The sequence below is a fragment of the Sphingobium tyrosinilyticum genome, assembly GCF_042654265.1.
In the GTDB taxonomy this organism is placed as follows: domain Bacteria; phylum Pseudomonadota; class Alphaproteobacteria; order Sphingomonadales; family Sphingomonadaceae; genus Sphingobium; species Sphingobium tyrosinilyticum.
Window position 1 is genome coordinate 337,832 of the sequence record NZ_JBHSFZ010000064.1, and the last position, 25,168, is coordinate 362,999.

Annotated in this window: 27 protein-coding genes; 5 read left to right on the forward strand and 22 right to left on the reverse strand. The window is 61.8% G+C overall.

What is annotated here, in order from left to right; genetic code table 11:
* The first annotated feature begins 9 nt into the window (after nt 1-9).
* Nucleotides 10-792, forward strand: coding sequence for a phosphoribosylaminoimidazolesuccinocarboxamide synthase (purC, locus tag ACFO3E_RS19155; protein ID WP_066527959.1), 783 nt, complete (start codon nt 10-12; stop codon nt 790-792).
* A gap of 66 nt (nt 793-858) precedes the next feature.
* Here purC and ACFO3E_RS19160 read toward each other — a convergent pair whose 3' ends face one another.
* A complete protein-coding gene (locus tag ACFO3E_RS19160; protein ID WP_066527957.1) occupies nt 859-1,611 on the reverse strand; it encodes a sulfite exporter TauE/SafE family protein in 753 nt (250 codons plus the stop codon).
* Nucleotides 1,612-1,662: 51 nt separating this feature from the next.
* Nucleotides 1,663-1,812, reverse strand: coding sequence for a hypothetical protein (locus tag ACFO3E_RS19165; RefSeq protein ID WP_197486278.1), 150 nt, complete (start codon nt 1,810-1,812; stop codon nt 1,663-1,665).
* Between the two features lie 127 nt (nt 1,813-1,939).
* Here ACFO3E_RS19165 and purS point away from each other — a divergent pair, with 127 nt between their 5' ends.
* From purS to ACFO3E_RS19185, 4 genes are all read left to right on the forward strand, one after another.
* Nucleotides 1,940-2,173 (forward strand): phosphoribosylformylglycinamidine synthase subunit PurS, encoded by a 234-nt coding sequence (gene purS, locus ACFO3E_RS19170; RefSeq protein WP_022683267.1) that lies wholly within the window; start codon nt 1,940-1,942, stop codon nt 2,171-2,173.
* A 3-nt stretch (nt 2,174-2,176) separates the two neighbouring features.
* On the forward strand, nt 2,177-2,851 hold the full coding sequence (gene purQ / locus ACFO3E_RS19175) for a phosphoribosylformylglycinamidine synthase subunit PurQ (protein ID WP_066527956.1): 675 nt from the start codon (nt 2,177-2,179) through the stop codon (nt 2,849-2,851).
* Between the two features lie 221 nt (nt 2,852-3,072).
* Complete coding sequence (locus ACFO3E_RS19180) at nt 3,073-4,179, forward strand: TonB-dependent receptor (RefSeq protein ID WP_225870553.1); 1,107 nt, start codon at nt 3,073-3,075, stop codon at nt 4,177-4,179.
* Between the two features lie 93 nt (nt 4,180-4,272).
* Nucleotides 4,273-5,424, forward strand: a complete 1,152-nt coding sequence (locus ACFO3E_RS19185) for a TonB-dependent receptor (RefSeq protein WP_380807194.1) — start codon at nt 4,273-4,275, stop codon at nt 5,422-5,424.
* Between the two features lie 62 nt (nt 5,425-5,486).
* On the opposite strand, the gene ACFO3E_RS19190 is transcribed toward ACFO3E_RS19185, so the two are convergent.
* From ACFO3E_RS19190 to ACFO3E_RS19285, 20 genes are all read right to left on the reverse strand, one after another.
* A complete protein-coding gene (locus ACFO3E_RS19190; RefSeq protein WP_066527952.1) occupies nt 5,487-6,008 on the reverse strand; it encodes an A24 family peptidase in 522 nt (173 codons plus the stop codon).
* Nucleotides 6,005-6,832 carry a tetratricopeptide repeat protein gene (locus ACFO3E_RS19195; RefSeq protein WP_066527949.1) on the reverse strand — a complete coding sequence of 276 codons (828 nt, stop codon included), beginning with the start codon at nt 6,830-6,832 and terminating at the stop codon, nt 6,005-6,007. The genes ACFO3E_RS19190 and ACFO3E_RS19195 overlap by 4 nt, the downstream gene beginning before the upstream one ends.
* On the reverse strand, nt 6,829-7,686 hold the full coding sequence (locus ACFO3E_RS19200) for a tetratricopeptide repeat protein (protein ID WP_156518491.1): 858 nt from the start codon (nt 7,684-7,686) through the stop codon (nt 6,829-6,831). The genes ACFO3E_RS19195 and ACFO3E_RS19200 overlap by 4 nt, the downstream gene beginning before the upstream one ends.
* Before the next feature lie 21 nt (nt 7,687-7,707).
* Nucleotides 7,708-8,679, reverse strand: a complete 972-nt coding sequence (locus ACFO3E_RS19205) for a type II secretion system F family protein (protein ID WP_066527944.1) — start codon at nt 8,677-8,679, stop codon at nt 7,708-7,710.
* A gap of 4 nt (nt 8,680-8,683) precedes the next feature.
* Nucleotides 8,684-9,688 carry a type II secretion system F family protein gene (locus ACFO3E_RS19210; RefSeq protein ID WP_225870552.1) on the reverse strand — a complete coding sequence of 335 codons (1,005 nt, stop codon included), beginning with the start codon at nt 9,686-9,688 and terminating at the stop codon, nt 8,684-8,686.
* Complete coding sequence (locus ACFO3E_RS19215) at nt 9,685-11,046, reverse strand: CpaF family protein (RefSeq protein WP_066529382.1); 1,362 nt, start codon at nt 11,044-11,046, stop codon at nt 9,685-9,687. The genes ACFO3E_RS19210 and ACFO3E_RS19215 overlap by 4 nt, the downstream gene beginning before the upstream one ends.
* Nucleotides 11,046-12,281, reverse strand: coding sequence for a CpaE/TadZ family protein (locus ACFO3E_RS19220; protein ID WP_066527943.1), 1,236 nt, complete (start codon nt 12,279-12,281; stop codon nt 11,046-11,048). The genes ACFO3E_RS19215 and ACFO3E_RS19220 overlap by 1 nt, the downstream gene beginning before the upstream one ends.
* The gene (locus ACFO3E_RS19225) at nt 12,278-12,913 is read right to left on the reverse strand and encodes a TadE/TadG family type IV pilus assembly protein (RefSeq protein ID WP_066527942.1); all 636 of its coding nucleotides are present in this window, start codon (nt 12,911-12,913) and stop codon (nt 12,278-12,280) included. The genes ACFO3E_RS19220 and ACFO3E_RS19225 overlap by 4 nt, the downstream gene beginning before the upstream one ends.
* A complete protein-coding gene (locus ACFO3E_RS19230) occupies nt 12,910-13,425 on the reverse strand; it encodes a TadE family protein (RefSeq protein WP_225870551.1) in 516 nt (171 codons plus the stop codon). The genes ACFO3E_RS19225 and ACFO3E_RS19230 overlap by 4 nt, the downstream gene beginning before the upstream one ends.
* Nucleotides 13,425-14,981: a pilus assembly protein TadG-related protein gene (locus ACFO3E_RS19235; RefSeq protein WP_380807195.1), complete on the reverse strand. Its 1,557-nt coding sequence runs from the start codon at nt 14,979-14,981 to the stop codon at nt 13,425-13,427. Before ACFO3E_RS19235 ends, ACFO3E_RS19230 begins: the two co-directional genes overlap by 1 nt.
* Before the next feature lie 19 nt (nt 14,982-15,000).
* Nucleotides 15,001-15,276 (reverse strand): hypothetical protein, encoded by a 276-nt coding sequence (locus ACFO3E_RS19240; protein ID WP_066527938.1) that lies wholly within the window; start codon nt 15,274-15,276, stop codon nt 15,001-15,003.
* A 14-nt stretch (nt 15,277-15,290) separates the two neighbouring features.
* Nucleotides 15,291-16,784: a type II and III secretion system protein family protein gene (locus ACFO3E_RS19245; RefSeq protein ID WP_066527936.1), complete on the reverse strand. Its 1,494-nt coding sequence runs from the start codon at nt 16,782-16,784 to the stop codon at nt 15,291-15,293.
* A complete protein-coding gene (gene cpaB / locus ACFO3E_RS19250; RefSeq protein WP_082919630.1) occupies nt 16,771-17,694 on the reverse strand; it encodes a Flp pilus assembly protein CpaB in 924 nt (307 codons plus the stop codon). The genes ACFO3E_RS19245 and cpaB overlap by 14 nt, the downstream gene beginning before the upstream one ends.
* A gap of 63 nt (nt 17,695-17,757) precedes the next feature.
* Nucleotides 17,758-17,955 (reverse strand): Flp family type IVb pilin, encoded by a 198-nt coding sequence (locus ACFO3E_RS19255; RefSeq protein ID WP_066527933.1) that lies wholly within the window; start codon nt 17,953-17,955, stop codon nt 17,758-17,760.
* A gap of 21 nt (nt 17,956-17,976) precedes the next feature.
* Complete coding sequence (locus ACFO3E_RS19260; protein ID WP_066527930.1) at nt 17,977-18,174, reverse strand: Flp family type IVb pilin; 198 nt, start codon at nt 18,172-18,174, stop codon at nt 17,977-17,979.
* Nucleotides 18,175-18,839: 665 nt separating this feature from the next.
* Complete coding sequence (locus ACFO3E_RS19265) at nt 18,840-19,622, reverse strand: DUF2569 domain-containing protein (protein WP_066527929.1); 783 nt, start codon at nt 19,620-19,622, stop codon at nt 18,840-18,842.
* A 251-nt stretch (nt 19,623-19,873) separates the two neighbouring features.
* On the reverse strand, nt 19,874-21,553 hold the full coding sequence (locus ACFO3E_RS19270) for a sensor histidine kinase (RefSeq protein ID WP_380807020.1): 1,680 nt from the start codon (nt 21,551-21,553) through the stop codon (nt 19,874-19,876).
* A 387-nt stretch (nt 21,554-21,940) separates the two neighbouring features.
* Entirely contained in the window at nt 21,941-23,857 is a 1,917-nt protein-coding gene (uvrC, locus tag ACFO3E_RS19275; RefSeq protein WP_066527927.1) for an excinuclease ABC subunit UvrC, read from the reverse strand.
* A gap of 187 nt (nt 23,858-24,044) precedes the next feature.
* On the reverse strand, nt 24,045-24,659 hold the full coding sequence (locus tag ACFO3E_RS19280; RefSeq protein ID WP_066527922.1) for a F0F1 ATP synthase subunit B family protein: 615 nt from the start codon (nt 24,657-24,659) through the stop codon (nt 24,045-24,047).
* Nucleotides 24,652-25,146 carry a F0F1 ATP synthase subunit B family protein gene (locus tag ACFO3E_RS19285; RefSeq protein ID WP_066527921.1) on the reverse strand — a complete coding sequence of 165 codons (495 nt, stop codon included), beginning with the start codon at nt 25,144-25,146 and terminating at the stop codon, nt 24,652-24,654. Before ACFO3E_RS19285 ends, ACFO3E_RS19280 begins: the two co-directional genes overlap by 8 nt.
* Nucleotides 25,147-25,168: the final 22 nt, after the last annotated feature.

Below are 25,168 nucleotides of genomic sequence, written 5' to 3' on the forward strand. Positions count from 1 at the left end.
GGAACGCGCATGGCTCGTCGCCGCCAGATTTACGAAGGCAAGGCAAAGATCCTTTACGAAGGCCCGGAGCCCGGCACGATCATTCAATATTTCAAGGATGACGCCACCGCCTTCAACGCGCAGAAGAAGGGCACGATCTCCGGCAAGGGCGTGCTCAACAACCGCATTTCCGAGCATATCTTCACCCTGCTTGGCCAGATCGGCGTGCCCACCCACTTCATCCGCCGCCTCAACATGCGCGAGCAGTTGGTGCGCCAGGTGGAAATCGTCCCCATCGAAGTCGTCGTGCGCAACGTCGCCGCCGGCTCGCTCAGCAAGAAGCTGGGGATCGAGGAAGGCACGCAGCTGCCCCGCACCCTCATCGAATATTGCTACAAGGACGATGCGCTGGGCGATCCGCTCGTGTCCGAAGAGCATATCGCCTGCTTCGGCTGGGCCACGCAGGAAGAGATGCACGACATCGCCGACATGGCGATCCGCATCAACGACTTCATGTGCGGCCTCTTCGCGGCCATCGGCATCCGCCTGGTGGACTTCAAGCTGGAGTTCGGCCGCCTGTGGGATGGCGACTATAGCCGTGTCATCCTGGCCGACGAGATCAGCCCGGACGGCTGCCGCCTGTGGGACATGAACACCGGCGAAAAGCTCGACAAGGACCGCTTCCGCCGCGATCTGGGCGGCGAAGTCGAAGCCTATCAGGAAGTCGCGCGCCGCCTCGGCCTCATGCCCGAGGGCGCAGATACGACCGTGCTGGACCTCGACACTCACCGCAAGAAGCGCAGCAAGGACTGATCGGCACCTCCCAAATCCTCCCCATCCGTGATGGGGAGGGGGACCGCCATAGGCGGTGGAGGGGAATTACCCCATCGCTGCGTCCACCATCAGCTTGATCCCCAGCAGCACCATCAGCACGTAGATCAGCGTGTAGAAACGCGCCGGATCAACCCGCCGCACCAGCACCACCCCGGCAAAGGTCGCCGCGATCGCGATCGGCGCCAGCATCGCTGTCGCCATCAGATTGGCGCGGGTGAACTGCCCCAACGCGGCATAAGCGGGCACCTTGATCCAGTTCATGACGGCAAAGGCGATGGCGCTGGTTCCGATCAGCACATCGCGCGCCAGCCGCTTGGGCAGAACCCACATCTGAAAGGGCGGCGCACCCGCATGGGCGATCTGGCTGGTAAAGCCGCTCGCCACGCCGAGCAGCGTCCCGATCCAGTTGGGCGATGTGGACGGCAGGACGATCGCCCCGCCCCGCTCCACCCAAAGCCTCTGCGCACCGAACAGCGTGGAAATAAAGCCCAGTGCGCCCAGCACAGCCGTCTCAGGCACCTGCGCGGCAAAGAGATAGCCGAGCCCCACGCCCGCCGCCATGCCGGGCAGCATCACCTTCAAGATATGCGCGTCCCAACTATGCCGGAACGACCAGACGCTGACCGCATCCTGCAATATCAATATGGGCAGCATGATCGCCGCAGCCCGGACAGGATCGATGCCCAACGCCATGATCGGCATCGCCAGCGCGCCCACGCCTGCGAAACCACCCTTGGCGAGCCCCGAAAGGATCACCGCCAGGATCGCGCATGTATAATAGAGATATTCGCCACTCATGCCGCCGCCCTAGAATAGAAGGCGGCTCAAGCGAACGACTTTATCGCCCGCTCAGCTGTTGGCCCGGTATCCGATCAGTACGCCGAAGGTGAAGGTCGCCAGCAGCGCCAACTGGACGCGGCCATGCGGATCGTCATAGCCGACGATCTGCTGCCCGAAGGCGAAAAGCCCGACAAACATCGCCAGCGCAAGACCAGCCATCCTGAAAACCCCTCATGCCGTGCATGAGCTATAGCCTTACAGTGGCTAATAAAGGGATAATGCCTTGCTTGGCGCGGCGCAGGCGACTAGGGGGTGCGCCATAGCAATCCACGGAGTTTTTGGCCTCATGAAAGCCCGCATCTTCGTCACCCTCAAGGGCGGGGTTCTCGACCCGCAGGGCAAGGCGATCCACCACGCACTCGACGGCCTGGGCTTTTCGGGCGTGAACGACGTGCGCGCGGGCAAGCTCATCGAGCTGGACCTGGCGGACGGCACCAGCGACGAAGATATCGACGCCATGTGCCGCAAGCTGCTCGCCAACACGGTGATCGAAAACTACCGCATCGAAAAGGTGGCCTGAGCCATGAAGAGCGCTGTCATCGTCTTCCCCGGCAGCAATTGCGACCGCGACCTCGCCACGGCGTTCGAGGCGGTGAGCGGTTCGAAGCCGGCCATGATCTGGCACCGCGACACCGAACTGCCGGATGACATCGACCTGATCGGCGTTCCGGGCGGCTTTTCCTATGGCGACTATCTGCGATCCGGCGCGATGGCAGCCCGCTCTCCTGTCATGCAGGCCGTCGCAAAGGCGGCCGATCGCGGCGCCTATGTACTGGGCATCTGCAACGGCTTCCAGGTGCTGACCGAAAGCGGCCTGCTGCCCGGCGCGCTGCTGCGCAATGCCGGCGGCCATTTCGTCTGCCGCGACGTTTCCCTGACGGTGGAAAATGCGCAGAGCGCCTTCACCAGCCGCTACGACGCTGGCGAGTCGGTGATTTTCCCGGTTGCCCATCATGACGGCAATTATTTCGCCGACCCCGAAACGCTCGACCGCCTCGAAGGCGAAGGCCGCGTGGCGCTGCGCTATGGCGAAAGTGTCAACGGCTCGGCCCGCAACATCGCAGGCATCCTCAACGAGGCGGGCAATGTGCTGGGCATGATGCCCCACCCCGAACGCGTGATCGAACCCGCCCACGGTAAGACCGACGGCCGCCGCCTGTTCGAAGGCTTGCTCGAAGGTCTGCTGGCGCGCGCCTGACGAGGGCGCGCCGTTCCGGCATGGGACGGCTGTATAGCTGATCGCGACGATGCGCGGCGTTTCTCAATCTTCTTCCGATGATGGAAGAGGGAGAACGACTGAAATCCACTATTTTCAGCGTCTTTCCACTCCATCCTCGCCAGTCAAACCTATATACAATTGAATATAGCCAATCACGCGAGTAGCTTGTACCGGCTGCCCCAACGAAGAAGGGGGCAGACATGAACAAGACATCTTGTGCCGTAATAGCGGCATTATTGGCGGGCATTTCTCCGAAGCCAGTGTTGGCGCAGACGCCCAAAGCGGAAAGCGCACCTCAAGGGCCGATCATCGTCACCGCCCGCCTACGTGAAGAGGATGCACAGCGCGTTCCCGCATCGCTCAGCATCGTCAGCGGCAAGGACCTCGAACGAACCTACACAGTCAACATCAACCAGCTCAGCCAATTGGCGCCCGCGCTCAACTATTCCTCCGCCAATCCGCGCAACACCGCCTTCACGACACGCGGCCTGGGATCGAGCGTCGTCGCCGTCAGCCAGGCCAATGACGGGTTGGAAGGGGGCGTGGGCTTCTATGTCGATGGCGTCTATCATGCCCGCCCCGCAACCGCGGCGTTCGACTTCGCCGATATCGAACGAGTAGAGCTGCTGCGCGGACCGCAAGGCACATTGTTCGGCAAGAACACTACGGCAGGCGCGATCAGCATCATCACGAAGAAGCCCAGCTTCGACTTCGGCGGAGAAGCGGAAATCTCCTACGGCAGCCGAAACTTCCTGCAGGCCAAGGCTGCGGTGACCGGCCCCATCGAGGATGGCGTGCTCGCCTTCCGCCTGTCGGGTCTGGTGACGCGGCAGGACGGTTATATCCGCAACGTCCGGCGCGACGAGCGGCAGAATAATATTCACAATGATGCGATCCGCGGGCAACTGCTGTTCCAGCCATCGCCGGATTTCACCCTGCGGGTCATCGGAGATTGGGCGAACTTCAGCAACAATTGCTGCGCCCAGCTTTTCGTGCGGGTGGCGCCAACGCTCAAGCCTGCCGCGCAACGCTATGTGACTTTGGCCGCCAATGCCCCGGGTGCCCCCTATGCCCCGCCCAGCCTCAATCCCTATGATCGCGTAACCGACAATGACGCGCCGCTTGGCGTCGATACGGATGAAGGCGGCGTTTCGGCTACCGCCGACTGGAAGCTCGGCGGGACCATATTGACGTCGATCAGCGCCTGGCGCTTCTGGGACTGGGACGCGGCCAACGATCGCGACTATACCGGACTGCACATCCAGACCACGCAGCATATCCCGTCCCGGCAGGAGCAGTTCAGCTAGGAACTACGGATAGGCTCCACCAGCCCCGGACCGATCGACTATGTCGCCGGCCTCTACTATTTCCACCAGAAGATTACGGGCCGCCCGATCAGCATCTATGGCCCGCTGGCGACCTATTGGCTGCTCCCCGCCAGCCCCACCCGCACATCGGCCCTGCTGAACGGCTATCAGACCGACGGCCATACCGACTTCCGCAGCGAAAGCTTCGGCGTCTTCGGCGAGGTGAGCTGGCATCCGGCAGCGCGGCTCTCGATCACAGGCGGCCTGCGCTACACCTATGAGGAGAAAGACGGCATCTATGACGTGCGTACCTTCGGCGGGCAGGCGACGGTGCCCGTTTCGACGCTCTACAACGACCAGCAATCGATCCTGCGCGCGCAAAGCTACAGCGCGCATGACGGCGACGGCAGCGCGTCGGGACGGATCAACATCGCCTACGACCTGACCAATCAGATCATGGCCTATGCCAGCTTCGCCAAGGGGCAAAAGTCGGGCGGCATCAACATGTCCGGCCTGCCGGTCAACAGCGCCAATCAGGCCGTGCTGGCCACCGCCGTCGTGCGCCCGGAAACCAATTCTACCTGGGAAGCCGGGCTCAAGACGCGGCTGCTGGAAGGCGCGCTGGTCTTCAACATCAATGGCTATCATGTGGATGTGAAGGATTTTCAGGCCAATATCGTCGATAATTCGGCCACCGTCGCGCCGCGCAGCTATCTTGCCAATATCCCCAAGGTCAGGGTGAAGGGCATCGAATTCGACGCATCGGCTGCATTAGGGTCCCACCTGACGCTGAGGGCGTCGGGCGCTTATGCGGACGGCGAATATGCCAGCTATCCCAACGGGCCTTGCCCCATCGAGCGGACGGGAAGCAGCACGGCGCGATGCGATCTCACCGGCAACGCTCTCCCCGGCCTACCCAAATGGACCGGATCGGCAGGCGGAGAATATCGCGCGCCTTTGAAAGGCGGAGAACTGTTCCTCCGCGCCGACGCCGTTACCCGCACACGGGTCCGGGGTGAGGCAACCGGCTCCGCCTATACGGTGATCAAAGGCTATACGCTGGTCAACGGCAGCGTGGGTTACCGCGCCGGACAATGGGAGCTGGCGCTGTTCGCCCGAAACTTGTTCGACCGGGATTATATGCAGAATCTTACCGTGCAGGCAGGCAATAGCGGCCTCATCGTGGGAACGCCGAGCGAGCCAAGAACAATCGGCGTAACGCTGCGGACGCGCCTGGGGTCGTGAAACCATGGGGGTCGCCAATCGCCTTTCGCCAAAAGAAGGACGATTGGCCGCTTCCTATTCCGTTACAACCCCTTCACGAAGGACGGCAGATGCGCAACGCCGCTCGGATTGGGTCCAGCCATATAGAGCGTCATGATGGTCCCCAGCGCGATCGCCACGCCATAGGGAATGGGGCCGTTCGCCGCGAAGATCGCCAGCGAGGAACCGTCCCGCACCGTACGCGGAACCATGCGCCGCCCGGCCATCAGCAGCAGCGCCAGCACGCCGCCGCCCACCGTCACATAGACAAACCAGGGCAGTGCCGCCGACCAATCGAACCAGAGCGCGCAAGCCGCCATCAGCTTGACGTCTCCCCCGCCCATCCAGCCCATCGCGAACAGCGCCGACCCCAGGGCAAAAACCACCAGGAAAAGCGTTCCGTTCTGCCAGATGTCATTTTGCCAACCGGCCACCACCACCCAAGGCACGAACAGGCCCATGACGAGCAGCGGCAATATGTTCGAAATCCGCAGCTTCGCGATATCCTCGATCGCCGCTGCCATCAGAACCAGGCAAACCGCCAGCAATATCAGGTCCTTCGTCACGGCTTGGCTCCCATCGTTGCAAGCGTGGCGGCAGCTTCTGGCTGAAAGCTTTCCGACTCTGTCACTGCGCGGCTCAAATATGCCCGCGCTTTGCCCGCGTCGCCCATGCGCAGCGCCACCTTCCCTGCCTCGCCCAGCCGCTTCGCCCAGCTATTGGCGTCGTCGGCCGGGCGGCGCTCTATGTCGCGTCCAGCCATGATCTGCGCGGCGTCGCTATTGGCGATGATGCGCGCGTCATCGGGCGCCAGCTCCAAAGCCTTGCCATATATGGCCACGGCTCTCTCCGCCTGCCCCTGCGCCATCAGCGAAAGGCCATAATTATTGAGTATCTGCACCGGCTTGTCGGTCAGTTGAAATGCCTTTTCATAGGCCGCCGCGCTAAGTGCCCACGCCTTTTCAGCATCATAGGCGACGCCCAGCGCATTCCATGCCCGCCAGCGCCCGGCGCAATGATCGACGGCGCGGCGCAGCGCGTCTGTCGCCTGTTCAGCGCGGCCAAGCCGCAGACGCGCGATGCCCAGCCCCTCATCGACGCGGCAGTCCTTCGATCCGGCCTGGCTGATCGCGGCAAAGCGCGTTTCGGCCTCTCCATTCTGTCCCTTGGCAAGCGTCATACGCGCGACCGCGATATCGACCGCCGCGCCCTCCTGCGCTCGCGCATTGGCCCGCCATTGGCCGAGCATGCTTTCAGCCTGGATGATCCGCCCACCATCGATCGCATCATCGATCAGGCGGCCATAATCCAACGCGGGAGCTGTCGTCGCGCTCGGCGGCAGCGGTGCAGGTAAAGCCGTCGCAGCCGCCAGAAGCAGGAGGACGCTCATCCCCGGCCTCCGCTCCACTTCCACAACTGTTCGAACAGACCATCATGCTCGACCGCGCCCGCCATCGTCGCGCAAGCTGGTGACGCCTTGGCGTTAGCCCCAACCGGAGACACGTTACATCCCAGCGACGCGACCGGCTTGTCCAGCGTCGCATCGGACGTGGCGGAAAGCTGGACGATCGGCGCTTTCAACTCGCGCGTCAGCGAAATGGCAGGCGCTGATTTGCTCGCGTTGGCGACAGTCACGATCGCCGTGTTCAACTGCGACGTCCTGCGGCCAGGCAGCGTCGGCCGCGCGCCGCTGACCGCCAGCGTACGCAACCGCACTTCACCCATCGAAACCCGTTCCAGATCCAGCCCAGCGGTTCGCGCAGGCAATCCGGCGGGCGTCCCTCCCCCGCTCGCCGCCAGTTGCGCCAGCGTCGGGCGGCGCGCCGTCCCCGGCACGGCCCCCTGCCCGATCTGCGCCAGCAGCGCGTTCGCTTCGGCCTGCAAACCCTGCGCCATCAGGCTGCGCGCGAAGTTCCGATGAATGCGCTCATCCTGCGGCGCGCGCGCCAGAGCCAATTCGAAATATTCGCGCGCTAGGTCATGCCGCCCTATCGCCGCATAGCTGATCGCTACGCCGTTTAGCGCGTGCGGATCGGCCGGGTTCTGCCGCATGGCTCGCCGGTAGGCGTCCAGCGCCAGCGCATGCTCCCCGCGCGAAAACAGCACGTCGCCGCGCGCCAGAGAGTCCTGCCCGGCCGTGCCTACGGCCTCGCTGTTGACGGATCGGATCGCGACGTCCCGGTTCGCTGAACTGCATGCCGCGCTCGCGAAGATGAGCGCGACCGCCATTGCCCGTCTCTTCATGCCCCGTCCCCTTTATGTCCTCTACCGCGCCATCGCCGGCAGAATATCACGCACTACCCGCACCACCGCAGGCAGCATCAGCACCCCGATCATCACCGGCAGCATGCAGGCGACCAGCGGAACCGACAGCAGCACCGGCAACCTGTGCGCCTTTTCTTCGGCCCGCATCCGCCGCTTCTCGCGCATTTCCGCCGCATAGACGCGCAGCGTTTGCCCCACGCTCGACCCCAGCTGGTCCGACTGGATCAGCAGCGTCGCGAAGGAGCGGATTTCGTCCACATCCACATCGTCCGCCATACGCCGCAGCGCATCGGCCCGGCTGCGCCCCGCGCGCAGTTCCAGAACCACCTTGCCCAGCGCCTGCGACACCAGTGGATGCGATATGGCAAGTTCGCGCCCCACCCGATCCATCGCCGCTTCCAGCCCAAGCCCCGCCTCAACGCACACCAGCATCAGGTCCAGCGCGTCGGGAAAGCCGTGAACGATCGCCTCTTGCCGCCGCGCCGCCTTGGCCGAAATGAACAGGTTAGGCAGATACAGCCCCAGCACAGCGATAGCAGTCGCCATCAAGTAGAGCTTCACCGGGCTCGGCGGCTCCGGCTTGTTCAGCGACATCAGCACCAATATCGCAGGCAGCACCAACGTCAGCACCAGCCGGATGAATGTGAACACCTTGGGCGCTTCGGGCGAAGGGTAGCCCGCCGCGATCAGCCGCTTGCGCAGGCTGTCATTCTGCGTATCCGCCAGGGAAATGCCCAGCCTCTCGATCCGCTCGACCAGCTTTTTCCATTCGCTGTTGTTCCGCTCGTTGCGCAGGCTTTGCCCACCGCCCTGCACCACGCTCCCCGCTTCGCTGACCACATCGAGGCGGCTGCGCACCCTCGAGGTGCGCGCTACCGCTTCCGAAACGCCATAGACGATCGCCACGATCGCGACGAACAGCAGGATCAGCAATATCGGCCGAAGCTGCGAGATAAGGGCGAGGTCCAGCATCAGGTCACACTTTCAGGTCAACCATGCGGCGTATCGTGACGAAGCCGATGATGTAGAGGATGATGAGCCCGGAAAATCCGAAGATGAACATGGGGTCCTGCGCGATATCCAGGTAAAAGGCCGGATTGAGCAGGAACAACGCGACGAAGGCCAGGATCGGCAGCGCGGTCAGCATGACCGCGGTCATCCGCCCTTCGGAACTCAGCGCCCGCACCTTCAGGAACAGGCTCGCCCGCTCGCGGATCACCAGCGACAGATTTTCCAATATCTCGGCCAAGTTGCCGCCCGTCTCCGCCTGCACGGACAGGGACGTCACGAACATATGCATCTCGTTCATGTCCCACCGCTCGGCCATGCGCTGCAAGGCGTCGCGCAGGTCGGAACCATAGGTGACTTCATCGACGACGATGCCGAACTCGCTGCCGATCGGGTCCCGCATCTCCTTGGTCAGCAGGTCCAATGCCGCCGCAATCGGATGCCCCGCGCGCAGGCCTCGGACGAAAGTGTCCAGCGCCACGGGAAACTGCTCTTCCATCTTCTTGCGCCGGCGCTGGCTCAACCGGCTCAGCACCATGATCGGCAGCAGCACGCCCAGCGACGCGGCAAAGGCCGCCGCCATCATGATCATCCCCGCCGTCATGCCATATCCTGACAGCAGCGCGCCGATAATCACGATCAGGAACAGCAGCCCCGTCGCGATCGTCATCAGCGTCAGCACCGTGCGCGCAGGCACGCTCAGGCCCGCGCCATGCAGCGCCCGGATGACGCTCAGCCCCATGCGGCCGAAGACGCTGTCATGATTGAAGTTCAGCGTCTCGTCATCACGGCGAAGCTTTGAAAGGACCGTGCTGCGCTCGAACCCCGCCGCGATCATCTTCAGCCGCTTGTTGACGACGCGCTCCGTACCCGCGCGTGCCCGGAACCAGCTGTGGACGCCCTCAATCGTCAGGATCACCGCCGCGAACAGCAGGACCAGAACGAAGGCGCGGATGTAGATCGGATTGATCATTGCACCACCGCATCAGGCCGGAAGAGGTCCGCGGGCAGATTGATGCCCCGATCGGACAGTTCGCTCATGAATTTGGGCCGGATGCCCGTCGCCTCGAAATGGCCGCGCACCATCCCATTCTCCTCACGCCCGGTCATCTTGAACCGGAAGATTTCCTGCATGGTGATGACCTCACCTTCCATGCCGGTAATCTCGGAAATGCTCATCAGGCGGCGGCGGCCGTCCGATAGGCGCCCGACCTGCACGATCACGTTCAGCGCCGAAGCAATCTGCGCCCGCGCCGATCGCGGCGAAATGTCGATGCCGCTCATGCCGATCATCTGCTCGACACGCGAAAGAGCATCGCGCGGCGTATTGGCGTGGACCGTGGTCATCGATCCATCATGGCCGGTGTTCATCGCCTGCAGCATGTCGAACGCTTCACCGGCGCGCACTTCGCCCACGATGATGCGGTCCGGCCGCATACGCAGTGCATTCTTCACCAGGTCGCGCTGGGTGACTTCGCCCCGCCCTTCGATATTCGGGGGCCGCGTTTCCAGCCGCACCACATGACGCTGCTGCAATTGCAATTCGGCCGAATCCTCGATCGTGACGATCCGCTCCGCCTCGTCGATGCTTGCCGACATGGCGTTGAGCAGCGTCGTCTTGCCCGAACCCGTCCCGCCGGAAATCAGCACATTGCGCCGCGCCGCCACCACCGCCCCCAGCACCTGCGCCATCGGCGCGGGCACGCTGCCCAGCTCGGACAGCCGCCCCATGCTGATCGGCACCTTGGCGAATTTACGGATCGACAGCAGCGACCCATCCACGGCCAGCGGCGGCACTACCGCATTGACGCGCGAACCGTCCGCCAAACGCGCATCGACAAAGGGTGAAGCCTCGTCTACGCGCCGCCCGACAGCCGCGACGATCTTCTGGATGATACGCAGCAGATGCTTCTCATCCTTGAACCGCGTCGCCGTCTCCACCAGCCGTCCGCCGCGCTCGACGAAGACGATCTTGTGGCCGTTCACCAAAATGTCAGTGACGCTCTGGTCCTTCAGCAGCGGCTCTAGCGGCCCCAGCCCCAGCAGCTCGTCCAATATGTCCGAAACCAGCCGCTTGCGCTCTTCCAAGTTCAGCGCATGCTTCTGCAGCGCCAGCTGTTCATGGACGATCTCGCCCACTTCCGCTTCCACCTGCGCGCGCGACATATTTTCCAGCGCGGACAGGTTGATCAGGTCGATCAGCTTCTGGTGCAGAGCGACCTTCAGTTCGGTATGCCGGTCCTCTTCCCAGTGGACCAGCTCGGTATCGGTCGGCCCCACCTCATCCCGAGTATCGCCAAACCGGCTATCGCCTTTCCGGATCTGCCACATCAGCCCTTCTCCGCCTGGCGCCGCGCCTCGACCGCCTGCATGGCGCAATCGACTATGTCGGCCATGTCCTTGCAGATGCGGCTGCGTGCCTTGAGTTCCTGGATCAGCACCCCCTGGTCCAGCGCCGAGCTCACCAGCGGGAAGTCGTTTGCAATGCTGAGGTTCACCGGATGATCCAGCGCCGCTGCCGCATCTGCCAGCCCGATCGCGCGGAACAGCTTCTTCTCCACCCGGTTCGCGATCACATGGATCCGCGCCGGATCGATGCCCTGGTCGCGCAGCAGCGCAATCTGCCTCCGCGCCTGACGCAGGCTGGCGATGGTCAGTTCGCACACCAGGAAGATGACTTCCGACCGCGCCACCAGCGACATGGACCAGTTCGTCCAATTGCCCGGCAGGTCGAGATAGATGGTATCGAAATTGCGCTGCGCCAGTTCGACCACGCGGAACACCTGCTCGGCGTTCACCGCCTCCAGCGGCATGATCTCCGTCGGCGCGGTCACGACGTGAAGCCCCGTCGGCGTTTCGAGCGTAACCGATCCCAGCAGCTCCCGATCCACCCGATTGCCGCCCTGCAACAGGTCCGCCAGCGTCAGCGGAGACGTTATGCTCAGGAAGGTGCCCGCATTGCCGAACTGAATATCGAAGTCGAACAGGCAAACCCGCTCGCCCGCCTGACGGACCGACCGGGCATGCAGGCTCGCCGCCTGGGTCGCGATCGTGGTAGCCCCCACGCCGCCAACACTCTTGATGATGGAGACCAGCTGCCCCGTCTTGACGTTCTGCCCGCCCTTAGCCGTGATCTCCGCCCGCAAATGGTCCAGGATGGCCGTCAGTTCGCTCGCCTGCAAAGGCAGCGGCAACACATCATTGATCCCGCTCCGCAACAGCGCGCGCACCAGCGGAATCTCCGCATTGCGCACCGCCGCCACTACCAGCAGAGCCGGATGAGCCGCCCGCAACGCCGCCAGCCGCCGCATGGAAGCTTCGTCGTCCGGCATCACCTCCAATATGATCGCCTTGGCCTCGCTCACCAGCTGCGACGGCAGAGAAGCACTGGGCGCCAACATCGAAAGCGTCAGCGACTGCCCGCTCAGCCGATCCCCCAATATATCGGAAGCCGCAACCTCCTGCTCCGACAGGATCAGGTGAATACCCTCATCCCCAACATCGAGGGTCCAGCTCTCGGCGGCTTCCGCTGTGTTCGTCACGATGCCCAAGATCTTGTTCCTCAATTTGATACCGTGCCCTGGCCGTCTTCCATGGTGAGGGCGGCGCTGAAGCTGGGGAGAGAGATGCTAGTTCTAAAAGGTGTCAAAGCCACCGGTGTAAAGGTCATTTGCTTCAGGGATACCTTGACCAGCGGAGCAACGTCCGGCCCGTTGGGATCTCCTGCATAACCCAGGCCCGAATAGTCATAGTCGATGGTGACCTTACTCGCCGTGATCTCAGGCATGAACAATTTCATACGGGCAACGACGTTGTTAAACGCAGTCAGTGCCGTCGCACTGTTACTGACCAGAGGACTCGGACAGGTCGCCCCTGTCTTGCATGAACAACTGACAGCGCCCGCATTGAAGTTGCAAGACGCTCCGCCGAAGGAAGCCTCAGGGATTGGATCACCCTGTGAGAGCGAGCCACTAACGACGAAACTATATGCAGCCAGACCGTTGGGAATCATGTCGGTAGCGACGGCATAGCGCACACCCATCTGGGTCGCCTTTTCCGCGCGATTCCAAGTCCACATCAGACGGCCAACATCGATGATGCCGAATAAAAATATGATGAGCAACGGCAATACGATCGCGAATTCCGCCGCCGAAGAAGCGCGCTGGTCTTGAGCAAGGAGGGCAAGCCGCCGGATCATATCCCCTGCACCGTCGCTTCGGATGACGAAATCAGCGACAACGAAGTGCTGGTGAAGCCAAGATTATTGAACAGGGACGTATAAGGAACGGTGGCGGAAACCTTGATCCGAGGGACGTTCGACATGCCATTATATATCCCAGAGTAATTTCCTCCAGAAATTGCGGTGCAACTGAGTGTCACCGAAACTGTCGTCGCTGTAGTCCAGCTGGTTAACCGTGCTGTCCCTCCATTTGCGATCTGCCCGGTGCGGGTGATATTGCGAGTCTTGTCCACTACGTCGCTTGATACGGTGTTAGGGCAGGTGAACTCTGTGAAAGCCCGCCGCGAAGCATAGCGCGCGCCATCGCGAACTGCCTTCGCCACAACGTGCTCGCTAAGGAAATAGTTGCCCAGCTCAAACGCACCGAACATCAAAGTGATGAGAAGGGGTGTTACGAGAGCCATTTCCGCAGCAGCTGCTGCCCGGTTACAACCGATGGGACGAAAGAGGAAAGAAGAGGCCATCGTCATCACTCAATCAGGTACGGGACCGATCGCTCGATCACCTGTGGATTACTCGCTCCGTTTAGGCCGCTCCCTGTGTCGGCAATCACTTCGACATAGACTTCCTTCTTCTCGGTCCATTTGGTTCCCCCAATCTTACGATCGATGGATGGCTCAACCAGAAAAACATCAAGCCATTTCACCGGGTCAATACCCGAAGTCTTGCCATGCAGCTTAAGGGCGTGACAGTTAAGAACAGCGACTGAGATGCGCCGGCGATCCACACCCGCAGAACTGGGCGTAATGCCCGCTACACCATTGGCTGGAGAACCGAAGGCATATTTGCTGCCAGCGGGCTGCGCCACACCGATCCCCTTGGCAACCCCTCCAACCACGACGCTGGGATGGGCGACTTCCCAATTATACACATCATAGCGGCTCGGCGTTGCCCCAAGGCTGGTTGCGCCCGGCCATGTGGCCGCGTCCCAACCGTAATTTACCTTGAAATAAGCGTCACGATCCCATGTGCCGCTGCCAACGATACCACATGTTTGCGATCCTTGCGGAACGGCATGGCACAGATCACGGGGATAACCCATGATATCAGGATAACTACCGGTCATCACCGCAGCGGTCGTCGGCCGGTATGGGTTGTCCGAAACATCAAATCCGTTTTTGCAGGTGCTCCCGTTGTCGGAACTACAGGTCAGGTCTTTGCGCGTATTGGTGGAGGGCGAACATGTGCCGCCATATTGCGACGGGCAGATGCTGCCGTTCGCATAGACGTCAAATCGGGTATTGAGTGAATCCAGCACCGAAGTGCTCATGCCGGTCTTGGTAGTGATGCCATCCATTGCCTGGCAATCGGTCTGAATGGTGTCATAACCCAATGCGGCGGCTAGGCCGTTCGCACCATTTTTGAACGTCGCCTCCAGCCATCCGAAGTTGCCTGCCGCGTCAGCATTGCCGGTGATGAGCTTCAGGCCTACGCCTCGCGATACATTGAAAGCCAAATTCTCATCGGCGTTGGTGTCCGGCTCGCTCGGATTGCAGATCATCACCGGCGGCACCTTACAGATCGCCGATCCAACCCCGGCAAAGGCCTTCGCCGACAAGGCTCCCGACGAAAATGTCCTCACGATCGGAGTCAGCGCGAAATAAGCCGTGCGCGAATTGACCTTCACCTCAACAAAATTGGCATCCTGATCAGTGGTAGCCAAAGTTGTCTTGGCCTTGTCTTGATAGAAGGTCAGGGCTCCGCTGCTGTCACAGCCCGTAGGAACCGTGCCGCCGACCTTAATTGCCGCACCACACTTGTCATTTGCAAATCGGGCATCGTTCTGGATAAGATTATTGACGGCGTTAGTCGCCCTTGTCCGGGCATTGCTCTTCCCATCCAACTGCGTCGCCGCTGCCAAAGCAGCTTGGTCCGCAGCAGTCTGCAATTCGCTGTCGAGGCTCGCCATCCGCGCATAATCAAAAGCGATGCCGCCCGCCGCAATCAGCCCGAACAGCGACAGGGCGACCGTCGGCGCTACCGCACCGCTGGTTGACCTTAGGAGGCTATTCCGACGGGCAGACATGGATTGAAACCCTCCCCGATCACCGGCCGCCTGAGCCGCCGCCGGAGCCACCGCTACCGGACGTGGTGCGGATCGACTTCGGCTCCTTCACCTTGTCGGTGCGGTAGCGTTCCACCGCGGCGGCGCTGCGCGTGCCTTCGCCGCCTTCGACGAGCGTGCCCTCATAGCGTGGGTCCGGGTTGATCACCTGCTGCGCATAGTTGCTGCGCACCGCGCCGCCGAAGGTCGGGTCGTTTGTAGTGCAGCCCGCCAGCGCCGGGGCGACCAGCAGGACGGCCAGGGACAGTGTGCGCATGGTCTCACTCCCGCTCATAGTTCATATCCGCTCTGCGTCGCGCCCGCCGGAGCCGGCGCCGGGGCGGCAGGCGTAGGCGCGGGAGCCGTCCGGCGGCTTTCCGGTGGCATCGCATCGGGATTGAGCGGGTTGATCCCCACCGCTTTGTCCGTCCGCCCCATCAGGAACAGGTCCAGCTCATGCGGATTGCCCACCCGATCGGTCGGGAGGCTCACATCCTCCGCCCGCATCGGCTTCACCAACCGAGGCGTCACGATCATGACCAGTTCGGTCTGCTGCTTCTGGAAGCCGGTCGAGCGGAACAGCGCTCCGATGATCGGCAGCGAACCCAGCACCGGCAGTTGCCGCACCGTATCCTGGAAGTCGTTACGCAGCAGCCCCGCAATCGCAAAGGACTGCCCATCCCGCAGTTCCACCACAGTCTTCGCCCGCCGCGTCAGCAGGCCCGGAACGACCAATCCGTTGATCGATACCGACGCCGAAGGATCGATCGAGCTAACCTCCGGTTCAACCACCAGGTTGATGATGCCGTCGCTCAGGACAGTAGGCGTGAAGCCCAGGCTGACACCGAACGGCTTGAACTCGACAGTGATGCCGTTGCCGTTATTGCCCCCCCCGCCGCTGCTCTGCGTTACCGGGATCGGAAATTCGCCGCCCGCCAGGAAGGACGCGGTCTCACCCGACAGCGCCACCAGCGTCGGCTCGGCCAGCGTCTTCACCAGCCCCTTGCGCTCCAGCGCATCAAGGGCCGAGAATATGTTGACGCTCCCAATCTTGTACGCCCATGTCCCGACGCCAAAAGCATCGGACAGCCCGTCAAGCAGAATGGTCGGCACGCCATTATTGTTGGTCGGCACGATCGAGTCAGCCGACAGGTTGCCGATGCTGCCCGCAGTGCGGTTACCGTTGAAGCTGTGGTTCAGCCCAATCTGCTTCGCCGCCTGCCGGTTCACTTCCGAAAAGCGCACTTCCAGCATCACCTGCTGCGACGCGCCTACCGACAGCATGTTGACGACCTTCTCGTCGCCCCCGGCATAGGTCTTGGCGATCTGCATCGCCCGATCGACCGCCGAAGCGCTCGACACTGTGCCGGTCAGCACCACCGCGTCATTAGAAACGCGCGCGCCGATCTGCTCGCCGGGGATCAGTTCGGCCAGCTGACGCTTCAGCGTCACCACATCCGGCCCCACCGCCACATCGACCACCGCGATCAGCATGTTGCGGCTGTCATAAAGCGTGAGGCTTGTCGTCCCCACCTTCTTGCCCAGCACATAGAGCGATCGGTTGGTCAAGGGCAGGACGTCGGCGACTTCCTGATTGCCCACCAGCGCCTTTGAAAAAGGCCGATCGACAGTCAGCACCTGGCTCTTGTTGAGCGGCACGTCGAGCTGCCCTGCATGATCGATGTTGCTGGCGGTCAGCGATGCGACCTGGGCTTGAGCGGGCATCGCCGTCGCAGCCAGCGCTGCCCCCAGCGCCAGCATCGACAAGGACTTAGCGGGAACCATAGCGCTTCACCTCATAGCTGGTGCCAGTCGTGCCGCGCACGATTTCGACCGATGCGGTCGCGGGCAGAGCGGAAACATTCTTCGGCACGGCACGGCGCGGAGCGCGCATCACCGGAAGCCGAGCAGGCACATAGGCGGCCTCCGCGATCCGGGCGCGCGGTCCGGCAAAGCCGCCCACATAGGCGCCATCGCGCAGATCCTCCGTCCCCACGGTCTGCACCGCCGGGTTGGGCTCATCCGTCACGTTGCGCAGCACCAGCGTTAGCTGGCCGACCTGCTGGCCCAGCACCAGCTTCTGCGCATCGACCTGGTTGACCTCCAGCGTCGCGGTCTTGCCAATCGCGGGGTCCTTGGAGCTGTCGTTCGCATTCTGGTCGATCGCGATGACGCGCGTATTCTGCAGCAGCACATCGGTGATCTGCTGGCTTCCAACGCCGTCCTGCATCGTGCGGGTCACGAAGACATCGACCATATCGCCCGGCAGCACGAAGCCGCCCGCCGCCGCAACATCATTCACCCGTACCGCCACCGCACGCATTTCGGGCCGCAGCACACCGGACATGGTGGCGCGGCCGCCTTCGCCTGACAGCTTGGAAGTGAGGATCGGCTCGCCCGGCTCGATCTGGCGCAGAACCACGCGCTGCTTGCCGAGGGAGGTGAGTTGCATCGGGTCCCGGAAGGCGCCGGGCGGCACCGAAGCCAAGGGCCAATCGACGACCTTGATCTTTTCCGGCGTAATAGCCGCACCAAAAGCCAGCGGCATGGATGCGACGACCACCTTGGCCATGCCACCCTGCGGCGTGGCCTGAGCCTGCTCAGCCTTGCTCAAATAGCTGTTGGCGATGAACACCGCCGCCAAGCCCAGCAAGATCGCGAGACCAAGGATGATTAAAGATCTGCGCTGCCCCACAACAACTCCCCCCCGAACTGAAAGTTAGGAAGGCCAGCCTCAGGCTGGCCTTCCTATTTATACTCAGCAATTGGCCGGAGGTGCAGAGCCCGTGCCAACATTGCTAATGCAGTTCGTGGAAAGACCCATTGAATTCTTAATCGCCGCACCCAAGTTCCAGGCAGCCAACGCAATGCCGGTACCCACAATTGCCAGGATCAAGGCATATTCGGCCGCCGAAGCACCGCTTTCATCTGCCCAAAGCTTTTTAAAATAAGTCATGTACTTACCCCTCTTTTAGGCTCAGCAATTAGCGCTCGGCGCAGAACCCGTGCCGACATTCTTGATGCAGTTGGTGGCGCTGCCCATCGAATTTTTGATCGCCGTGCCCAAGTTCCAAGCGGCCAACGCAATGCCAGTGCCGACAATTGCCAGGATCAGCGCATATTCGGCCGCCGAAGCACCGCTCTGGTCGCGCCAGAGAGTCTTGAAGAAAGTCATGTCTCTTTCACCCCTATTGCGCCGAAAGCGTTCCGGCTGCTCTTGCACAGCTCTGCGGAGGGGCCTTTGCCACCTGGCGACCCCAGCAGTGATTGCTCCACTCGCCAGGCAGTTGGGCAGTTCCCGTAGAACTTGTCGCCAAAATGACCCAAAGCAAGATCAAGTCAACAGGGTAAAAAATATCCATATTTTTCAGAAGCTTATGGTCAAATTTTATTAACCATTTTCGCTACCTATTTTGCGCTCGATAGTATCCGAGCACTTTTGATGAGTATACCTTTGGTTATATACCTGCAGGTTTTTAAAGTTGATCTCAATCATTATTTGATTACTTCTACGAGTAACTTTGATGGCCATTAAGAATAACGAACATCAACGAGGTTACCGATCGGGAGTGATTTGGCGAATGCTGAGGAATACGAACAGCATCAAAGATATATGTCCTGATCAAATAGTCGCTTCCACATGCGTATAATCGATGGAAATACCACCAATGTCAGGAGGCTGGACCATGCCGTCCTCAGACCCTCGAGATGAGTAAAGCGAACGATGTCCCCATCGACTCGTCGCGAATCATGTGCAGCCTGCCGCTACCAAATATCCCCCATTTTTGCCGCTTGCGCGCCGGACTCCGCCGATTCGGTTCGCCGAACCGGGACCTAAGGTCAGGCGCTAATTCGATTACGGAAGGTGATATTCACCCGCTCTGACAGCAGCAGATAAGGCAACCAGAGGGCAGCGCTGATCAGTACCTTCTTCACGTTGCCCTCCAGGAGGCCAGCCAGCGACAGTTCGACGGCATGCGGCACATCCCCAATCCGCGTGACCAGCTCGGCAATGCCCATTTGCGCCATCAGGTCCACACCCCACACCATTACCAGGAAGCGGGGGAATAGGGGCGCCATTCGCAGCGCCATGGCAAAGGCGAACATATAAAGGCTGGATAGCAGCACGACGTCGGCCAGCATCACCGCATAAAGGCTCACATACCAGCCCGGCGAATAGCTCCCGAGCGCAGGGATGGCGCTCAGAAACTCCAACGTCCGCACCGGCACGTTGAGCGCAATGCCCAGCAACAGCGACGCCATCACGCCATAAAGCCCGAACTGCGACATTTCCCGCGCCTTCAGGCAGTCGATCTTCCGCCAGCGACCGACCTGCGCCAGGCGGAAACTGGGCTGCGCAAGCACCCGTCCCGCTGGAAACAGCTTCAGCCCCATCAGCAGCGAACCCACTGGCGCTCCCACAACCAGCAGATAGGGCAGCAACCCCGTCCCGCTCATCCAAGGCACGCCATCATAAGGCGTCGCCGGAAAAGCGATCCGCACGCCACAAGCGAAGGCGGCGACGAGGACCCACGCGGCGACAATACGTTGCAAATTGACTTGCATCGACAGCACCAGCGCGACGCTCCGGCGATAGAGATGATCCTTAACCACTCGCACCATGGAAACGGGAACCTCCACCCGGACAGCCACTAGAAGCGCCGACTATCCGCACTTCTGGTTAATGCTGGGTAAAATGCGCGGGTGAGGGGAAAGTTCTGCCGAACGGCGGGGATGGCGGCGTGCAAGCCATTGTTTCTCGACTTCGCTCGAAACGAACGGGACAAACCCTTCAACGCTGAGAGCAGCCAGCCCCCTGCGCTCCTCCCTCCGTTCGTTTCGAGCGAAGTCGAAAAACCGCGCGCTTCCTGCCCTCACTTCCGAGGCACGGTAATCTGAATCATCGTGCGCCCGCCAATATTGCGCAGGAACACCTCACCCCCCAAAGCCTGCACCCGCCGCATCAATGACCGCGAAGGCACCGCGCCCGTCGATCCCAAACGCGCCAAGTTGGGCACGCCGTCATCCGTCACATGCAGCGCAATGCGGTTGCCGGCAGGCTGCAGGGAAAATTCCACGGCCCGCGCCCGCGCGTGCCGCACCGCATTGGCAACGATCTCCCGCACGGCAAAGCTCAGCTCCCGGCCGATCGTCGCGCTCGTCGCGCAATTGCCATCCTCCACTTTCAACTCGCACTGGATGCCCCACTGATCCGCCAGCGATCGCACGACCATCGACAGCGTTTCGGGCAGATAGGCGAAATCCTCCTCGTCCACCTCCGGATTGATGATCCAACGGATGGTGGCGATCTGGTCCTTGGCGATCCGATCGACATTCTGCACCACCGGCATGGGATCGCCGATCGTGCCGTTCAGCACTGGCGCGACCTGAAAGCGGATACTCGCCAGAGCTTGCAGCACACTGTCATGCAGTTCCCGCTGCAACCGTTCGCGCTCCCGCGCTCCCGCTATGACATGGGCCAGGTCCATACTGTTGCGCACCATCAATTCTTCGCACGCGCTTTCGAACACCCGCTGGGCGATGGCGACGACATCCTCATGGCTGGGATCGTCGAGCTGCACCGCGCCCACCGCGTCGAATGTGCCCAGCGACACGCGGACCGACATCAGCGTTTCAGCCTCGAGCAGGGCCGCCCACGCCCGGCCGCCAGGGGTCAGCGGAAAAATCTGACTGACGCCGTCCGATGACAGGCTGATCGAAGCGCCCCGGCGGCAGTCATGCCAACCCGTTTCCACCGCCAGCAGCCCGCCATTGCCCTCCGGCATCTCTTCGCCAAAGCGGCTCGATGCAAAGCGATAGGGCTCTGCACTGGCCGCGCGAAACAACACCGCTCCATTCTCGCCGCCCGTCGCAATCTTCAGCGCTTGCAACAGAAAAGGTCCGGGACTGCCCTTGGCCGGCGGAAAGGCGCTGTCGGCCAGCCGCCGCATCCGCTCCTGCTCCAGCAGCGTTTCACGGCGAGGCCCCAACAGCATGCCCGTTATCGCGATCACCACCGCAAGATATAGCACGCGCAGCGCGGCCCGCTCCGCATCCGGTTCGGACGGCAAAACCATCAATTCGTCCACCCACAGGGTCATCAGCGCCGTGATGACCGCGAATGCGCCGACCAGCAGGTGAAAGCGCCGCCGCACGATCAGCGCAATCTCGACCGCCACGAACAGGCTGCCGGAAAAATAAGGGCTGGTGCCGGGGTTCGTCACCACCAGCAGCGACAGGAACAGCAGCGCGTCCAGGCAGACCACCGGCTTGCGCAGCCGCATCTCCGTAACCCAGGATCGGGCCGACAGCGTCAGCGCCGCCAGGGCGAGCGCAAGCATGGCCAGGATGATGCCATTTTCCGCCCCCTCGGCCCATGACCGTGGGGTCGCAAAGGCAAAGCTGACGATCGTATATACGCTTGCCAGCACCAAGCGCGTAACATCCAGCATTTGCCACGGGCGAAGCGCAGACAGGGCGAAGGATCGCCGCCTGTTCAACGTCCGCGATAGTTCGGCATGCCCATGGATCACGGTGACATAATCTCCCGGCACTAAAGTCTATATTATTAGTTATATGACTTTGGCTAAGTATTAAGCCCGGGAAAATAATAACAGCAAAGTGAACCTTCTAAGAAGCCACTATTAACGGTAGTTACCACCAATCCAAACTTGCCGAGAGTTGCGACCCTCATACCTTATCCCCGCGCCATGATTTTTTCAGCGTCTGCGCAGACCATCGCAGGCCAACAGTCATTGCGCAAGACCAACGATAAAATCTCAGCAATAGGTCACCGCCCCGGTAGCAGTCGTCCTTGGGCGGTAGGTGGTGGGCGGCCGCGTCGCTAGTCGCTGGTCATCGCCCGGTCCGCCGGTCCTCGTCGCCGGTCATTTAATAACGGTATCGAAACAATATCTTAGAAACGCTCGCAACTCACTAATTCACCCATGGAAATAGTCATAAACCTGCTGCGCCACTGCCTTCGAAACCCCGGGCGCCTTTAACAAATCCTCCAAAGCCGCGCTCCTCACCGCCTTCGCCGTCCCGAAGTGCATCAGCAGCGCCCTCTTTCGCGACGGCCCGATGCCAGGCACTTCATCCAGCGAACTGGTCGAAATCGCCTTGCTCCTTTTCTGCCGGTGCGCCCCGATCGCAAAGCGATGCGCCTCGTCCCGCAGCCTCTGGAGATAGAAGAGCACCGGGTGGTTGATCGGAAAGCTGATCTCCCGCCCATCGGGCATATGGAACACCTCCCGCCCCTCGCGCCCATGGTGCGGCCCCTTGGCGATGCCGATCATGCAGATATCCTCGATCCCCATATCCTCCAGGATCGCGCGCGCCGCCGACAGCTGCCCCTTGCCGCCATCGATCAACACCAGGTCTGGCCATTCCCCGCTGTCCCGATCCGGGTCCTCCCGCGCTGCCCGGCCAAAGCGCCGCTCGAACATCTCGCGCATCATCGCGAAATCGTCGTTCGATGTTTCGGGGTTCTTCATGTTGAACTTGCGATAGGCATTCTTGCGGAAGCCCTCCGGCCCCGCCACCACCATCGCGCCCAGCGCATGACTCCCCTGGATATGGCTGTTGTCGTAAATCTCGATCCGATCCGGCACGCCGTCCAGCCCGAAAGTCTCGACCATCTCGTCCAGGACCTTCGCCTGCGTCGTCGTCTCCGCCAGCCGCCGGTCGAGCGCCTCTACCGCATTGCGCTGGGCCTGCTTGATCAACCGGGTCCGGTCGCCGCGCTGGGGCACCTCAATCCGAACTTTTGCCCCAATCCGCTCACTCAGCGCCTGCGTTATCAACTCGCACTCCATCGGCGCACGATCGGACAGGATCAGCTTGGGCGGCGGCACCTCTTCGTAAAATTGCGCCATGAAGCTCGCCAGCACCTCATCCTCCGCCACCTCGGCGGTATGAACCGGGAAGAAGCTGCGATGCCCCCAATTTTGCCCCCCACGGATGAAGAAGGCCTGGATACACATCGCCCCACCCTTGGTCGCCAGCGCAAAGATATCAGCGTCGCCCAGCCCTTCCGCGTTGATCGCCTGGCTACCCTGGATGAACGTCAGCGCCTTCAGCCGGTCGCGCAGCACCGCCGCTTGCTCGAAGTCCAACGCCTCCGAAGCCGACTGCATCGCCTCTCCCAGCTTCTTCTGCACGGCCGTCGATTTTCCGCCCAGAAAGTCCTGAGCGTCGATCACCAACTCGGCATAGGCCGCCTCGTCGATCCGCCCGACACAGGGGGCCGAACAGCGCTTGATCTGGAACAGCAGGCAAGGCCGCGACCGGTTGGCGAAGAAACTGTCCGTGCAACTTCTCAGCAGGAACAGCTTCTGCAGCGCATTGATCGTCCGCGTCACAGACCCCGCGCTGGCGAAGGGGCCATAATAGCGCCCCTTATATTTCCGCGCGCCCCGATGCTTTTGTACGCGAGGAAAGTCATGGTCCTCGCGCAGCAGAATGAAGGGGAAGCTTTTGTCGTCACGCAGCAGAACATTATATGGCGGGCGGAAGCGTTTGATCAGCTGCGCCTCCAGCAACAGCGCCTCGGCCTCGCTATTGGTGGTGACGATCGTCATGGACCGCGTTTGCGACACCATGCGCTGCAACCGCTTCGGCAGCCGATCAACCTGCGTATAATTGGCAACCCGGTTCCGCAGCGCCCGCGCTTTCCCGACGTAGAGAACGTCGCCCCGCGCATCCTGCATGCGATAGACACCCGGCCGCGTCGGCAAAGTTTTCAGCGTCGTGCGGATCGCCTCCACGCCCGCTTCGATATCAGGCGCCCCCGCTCCACGCACGGTGAAACTGGCCTTGTCTTCGTGAAAACGGTCCGGAGATTGGGGATGCGACATGGTTGCAGAGATAGCGGCGACAGAGACAAGCGCAATGGCTGTGCGCCCCTGCTCCCCAACAGAAGGCCATGGACTCACCCTAACAAGATCACCCTATATTGCCCGCAACACCATCCTTCAGGCGTGACCATCAAAAAGGGGCCGGTGCAATGCCGCACCGGCCCTTTTAAGCTATGTTGTCAGACCGTCAGACTGTCGGCCCGAGTCCCTTGATGGCGCTATCGACTAGTTGCTTATCCGCACCGGCATCGTGTTTCTCCACGATCAGTGCCGCAGCAGCGCTTGTAGCCGCGTTAACTGCCTTGGTACGGATACCAGCGATCGCCGCGCGCTCCGCTGCGCCGATCTTGTCTTCCGCCATCTTCTGACGCCGGGCGACCAACGCGACAGCGTTGGTCTTGGCGTCTTCGAGCAGCGTCGCCGCTTCGCTCTCAGCCGACTTGCGCATGGCATCAGCCTCACCAGCGGCAGCCGCCAGCTTGGCTTCATATTCCGACTTCAGCGCTTCGGCTTCAGCACGCAGCTTGGCGGCTTCGGCCAATTGGTTCTTGATCTGGGCGATCCGGCCATCGAGCACATTGCCGATCAGCGCGGGCACCTTCTTGATGAGCAGGATGACGATGAACACCGCCATCGCCAAGCTCACCCAAGCGGTTGCATCCATGCCGACCGCCTTGGGGTCCGTGTGCGGAACAACGCCCTCATGAGCGACGGTGCCGACCGGCTCCATCCCTTCAGCGTGGATCGCGTCGTCGATATGCGGAGGCGTACCTTCGCTATGCTGTGCTGCTGCCTCAGCCATGGACCAGTGCCGCCTTTACTGCGTTTCGGGCCGATTCCTCCGACGCCTGAACGCCAGAAATGCGGGCCACCATGTCGCGCGCCGCGTCGGCGGCGACGGTTTCAATCTCTGCCAACGCTGCCTGACTGGCAGCCTGGATACGCGCTTCGGCAGCGCCGATCCGGGTGGCAATTTCTGTGTCGGCAGCGGCGAGCTGTCCTTCAGATGCCTTGGCAGCTTCCGACTTGGCGCGAGCGAGCGTCGCCTGAGCCGCAGCGCGGCTTTCGGCGTCGCGAGCGCGATAGTCCGCCTCTGCCTCGTCGGCGCGGGCGAAGGCAGCCTTGGCTGCGTCCAGATCACCAGTGATCTTCGCGTCGCGCGCGTCGGCCGTCGCCTGAACCTTGGGGACCATACCCCGGCCGATGACGAAGAAGACAAAGCCGAACGTCAGCAGCATCCAGAAGATCTGCGACGCATAAGTTTCGGCGATTTGCGCGATTTGAGGCATTTTGGGTCCGTCCGATCAGGGC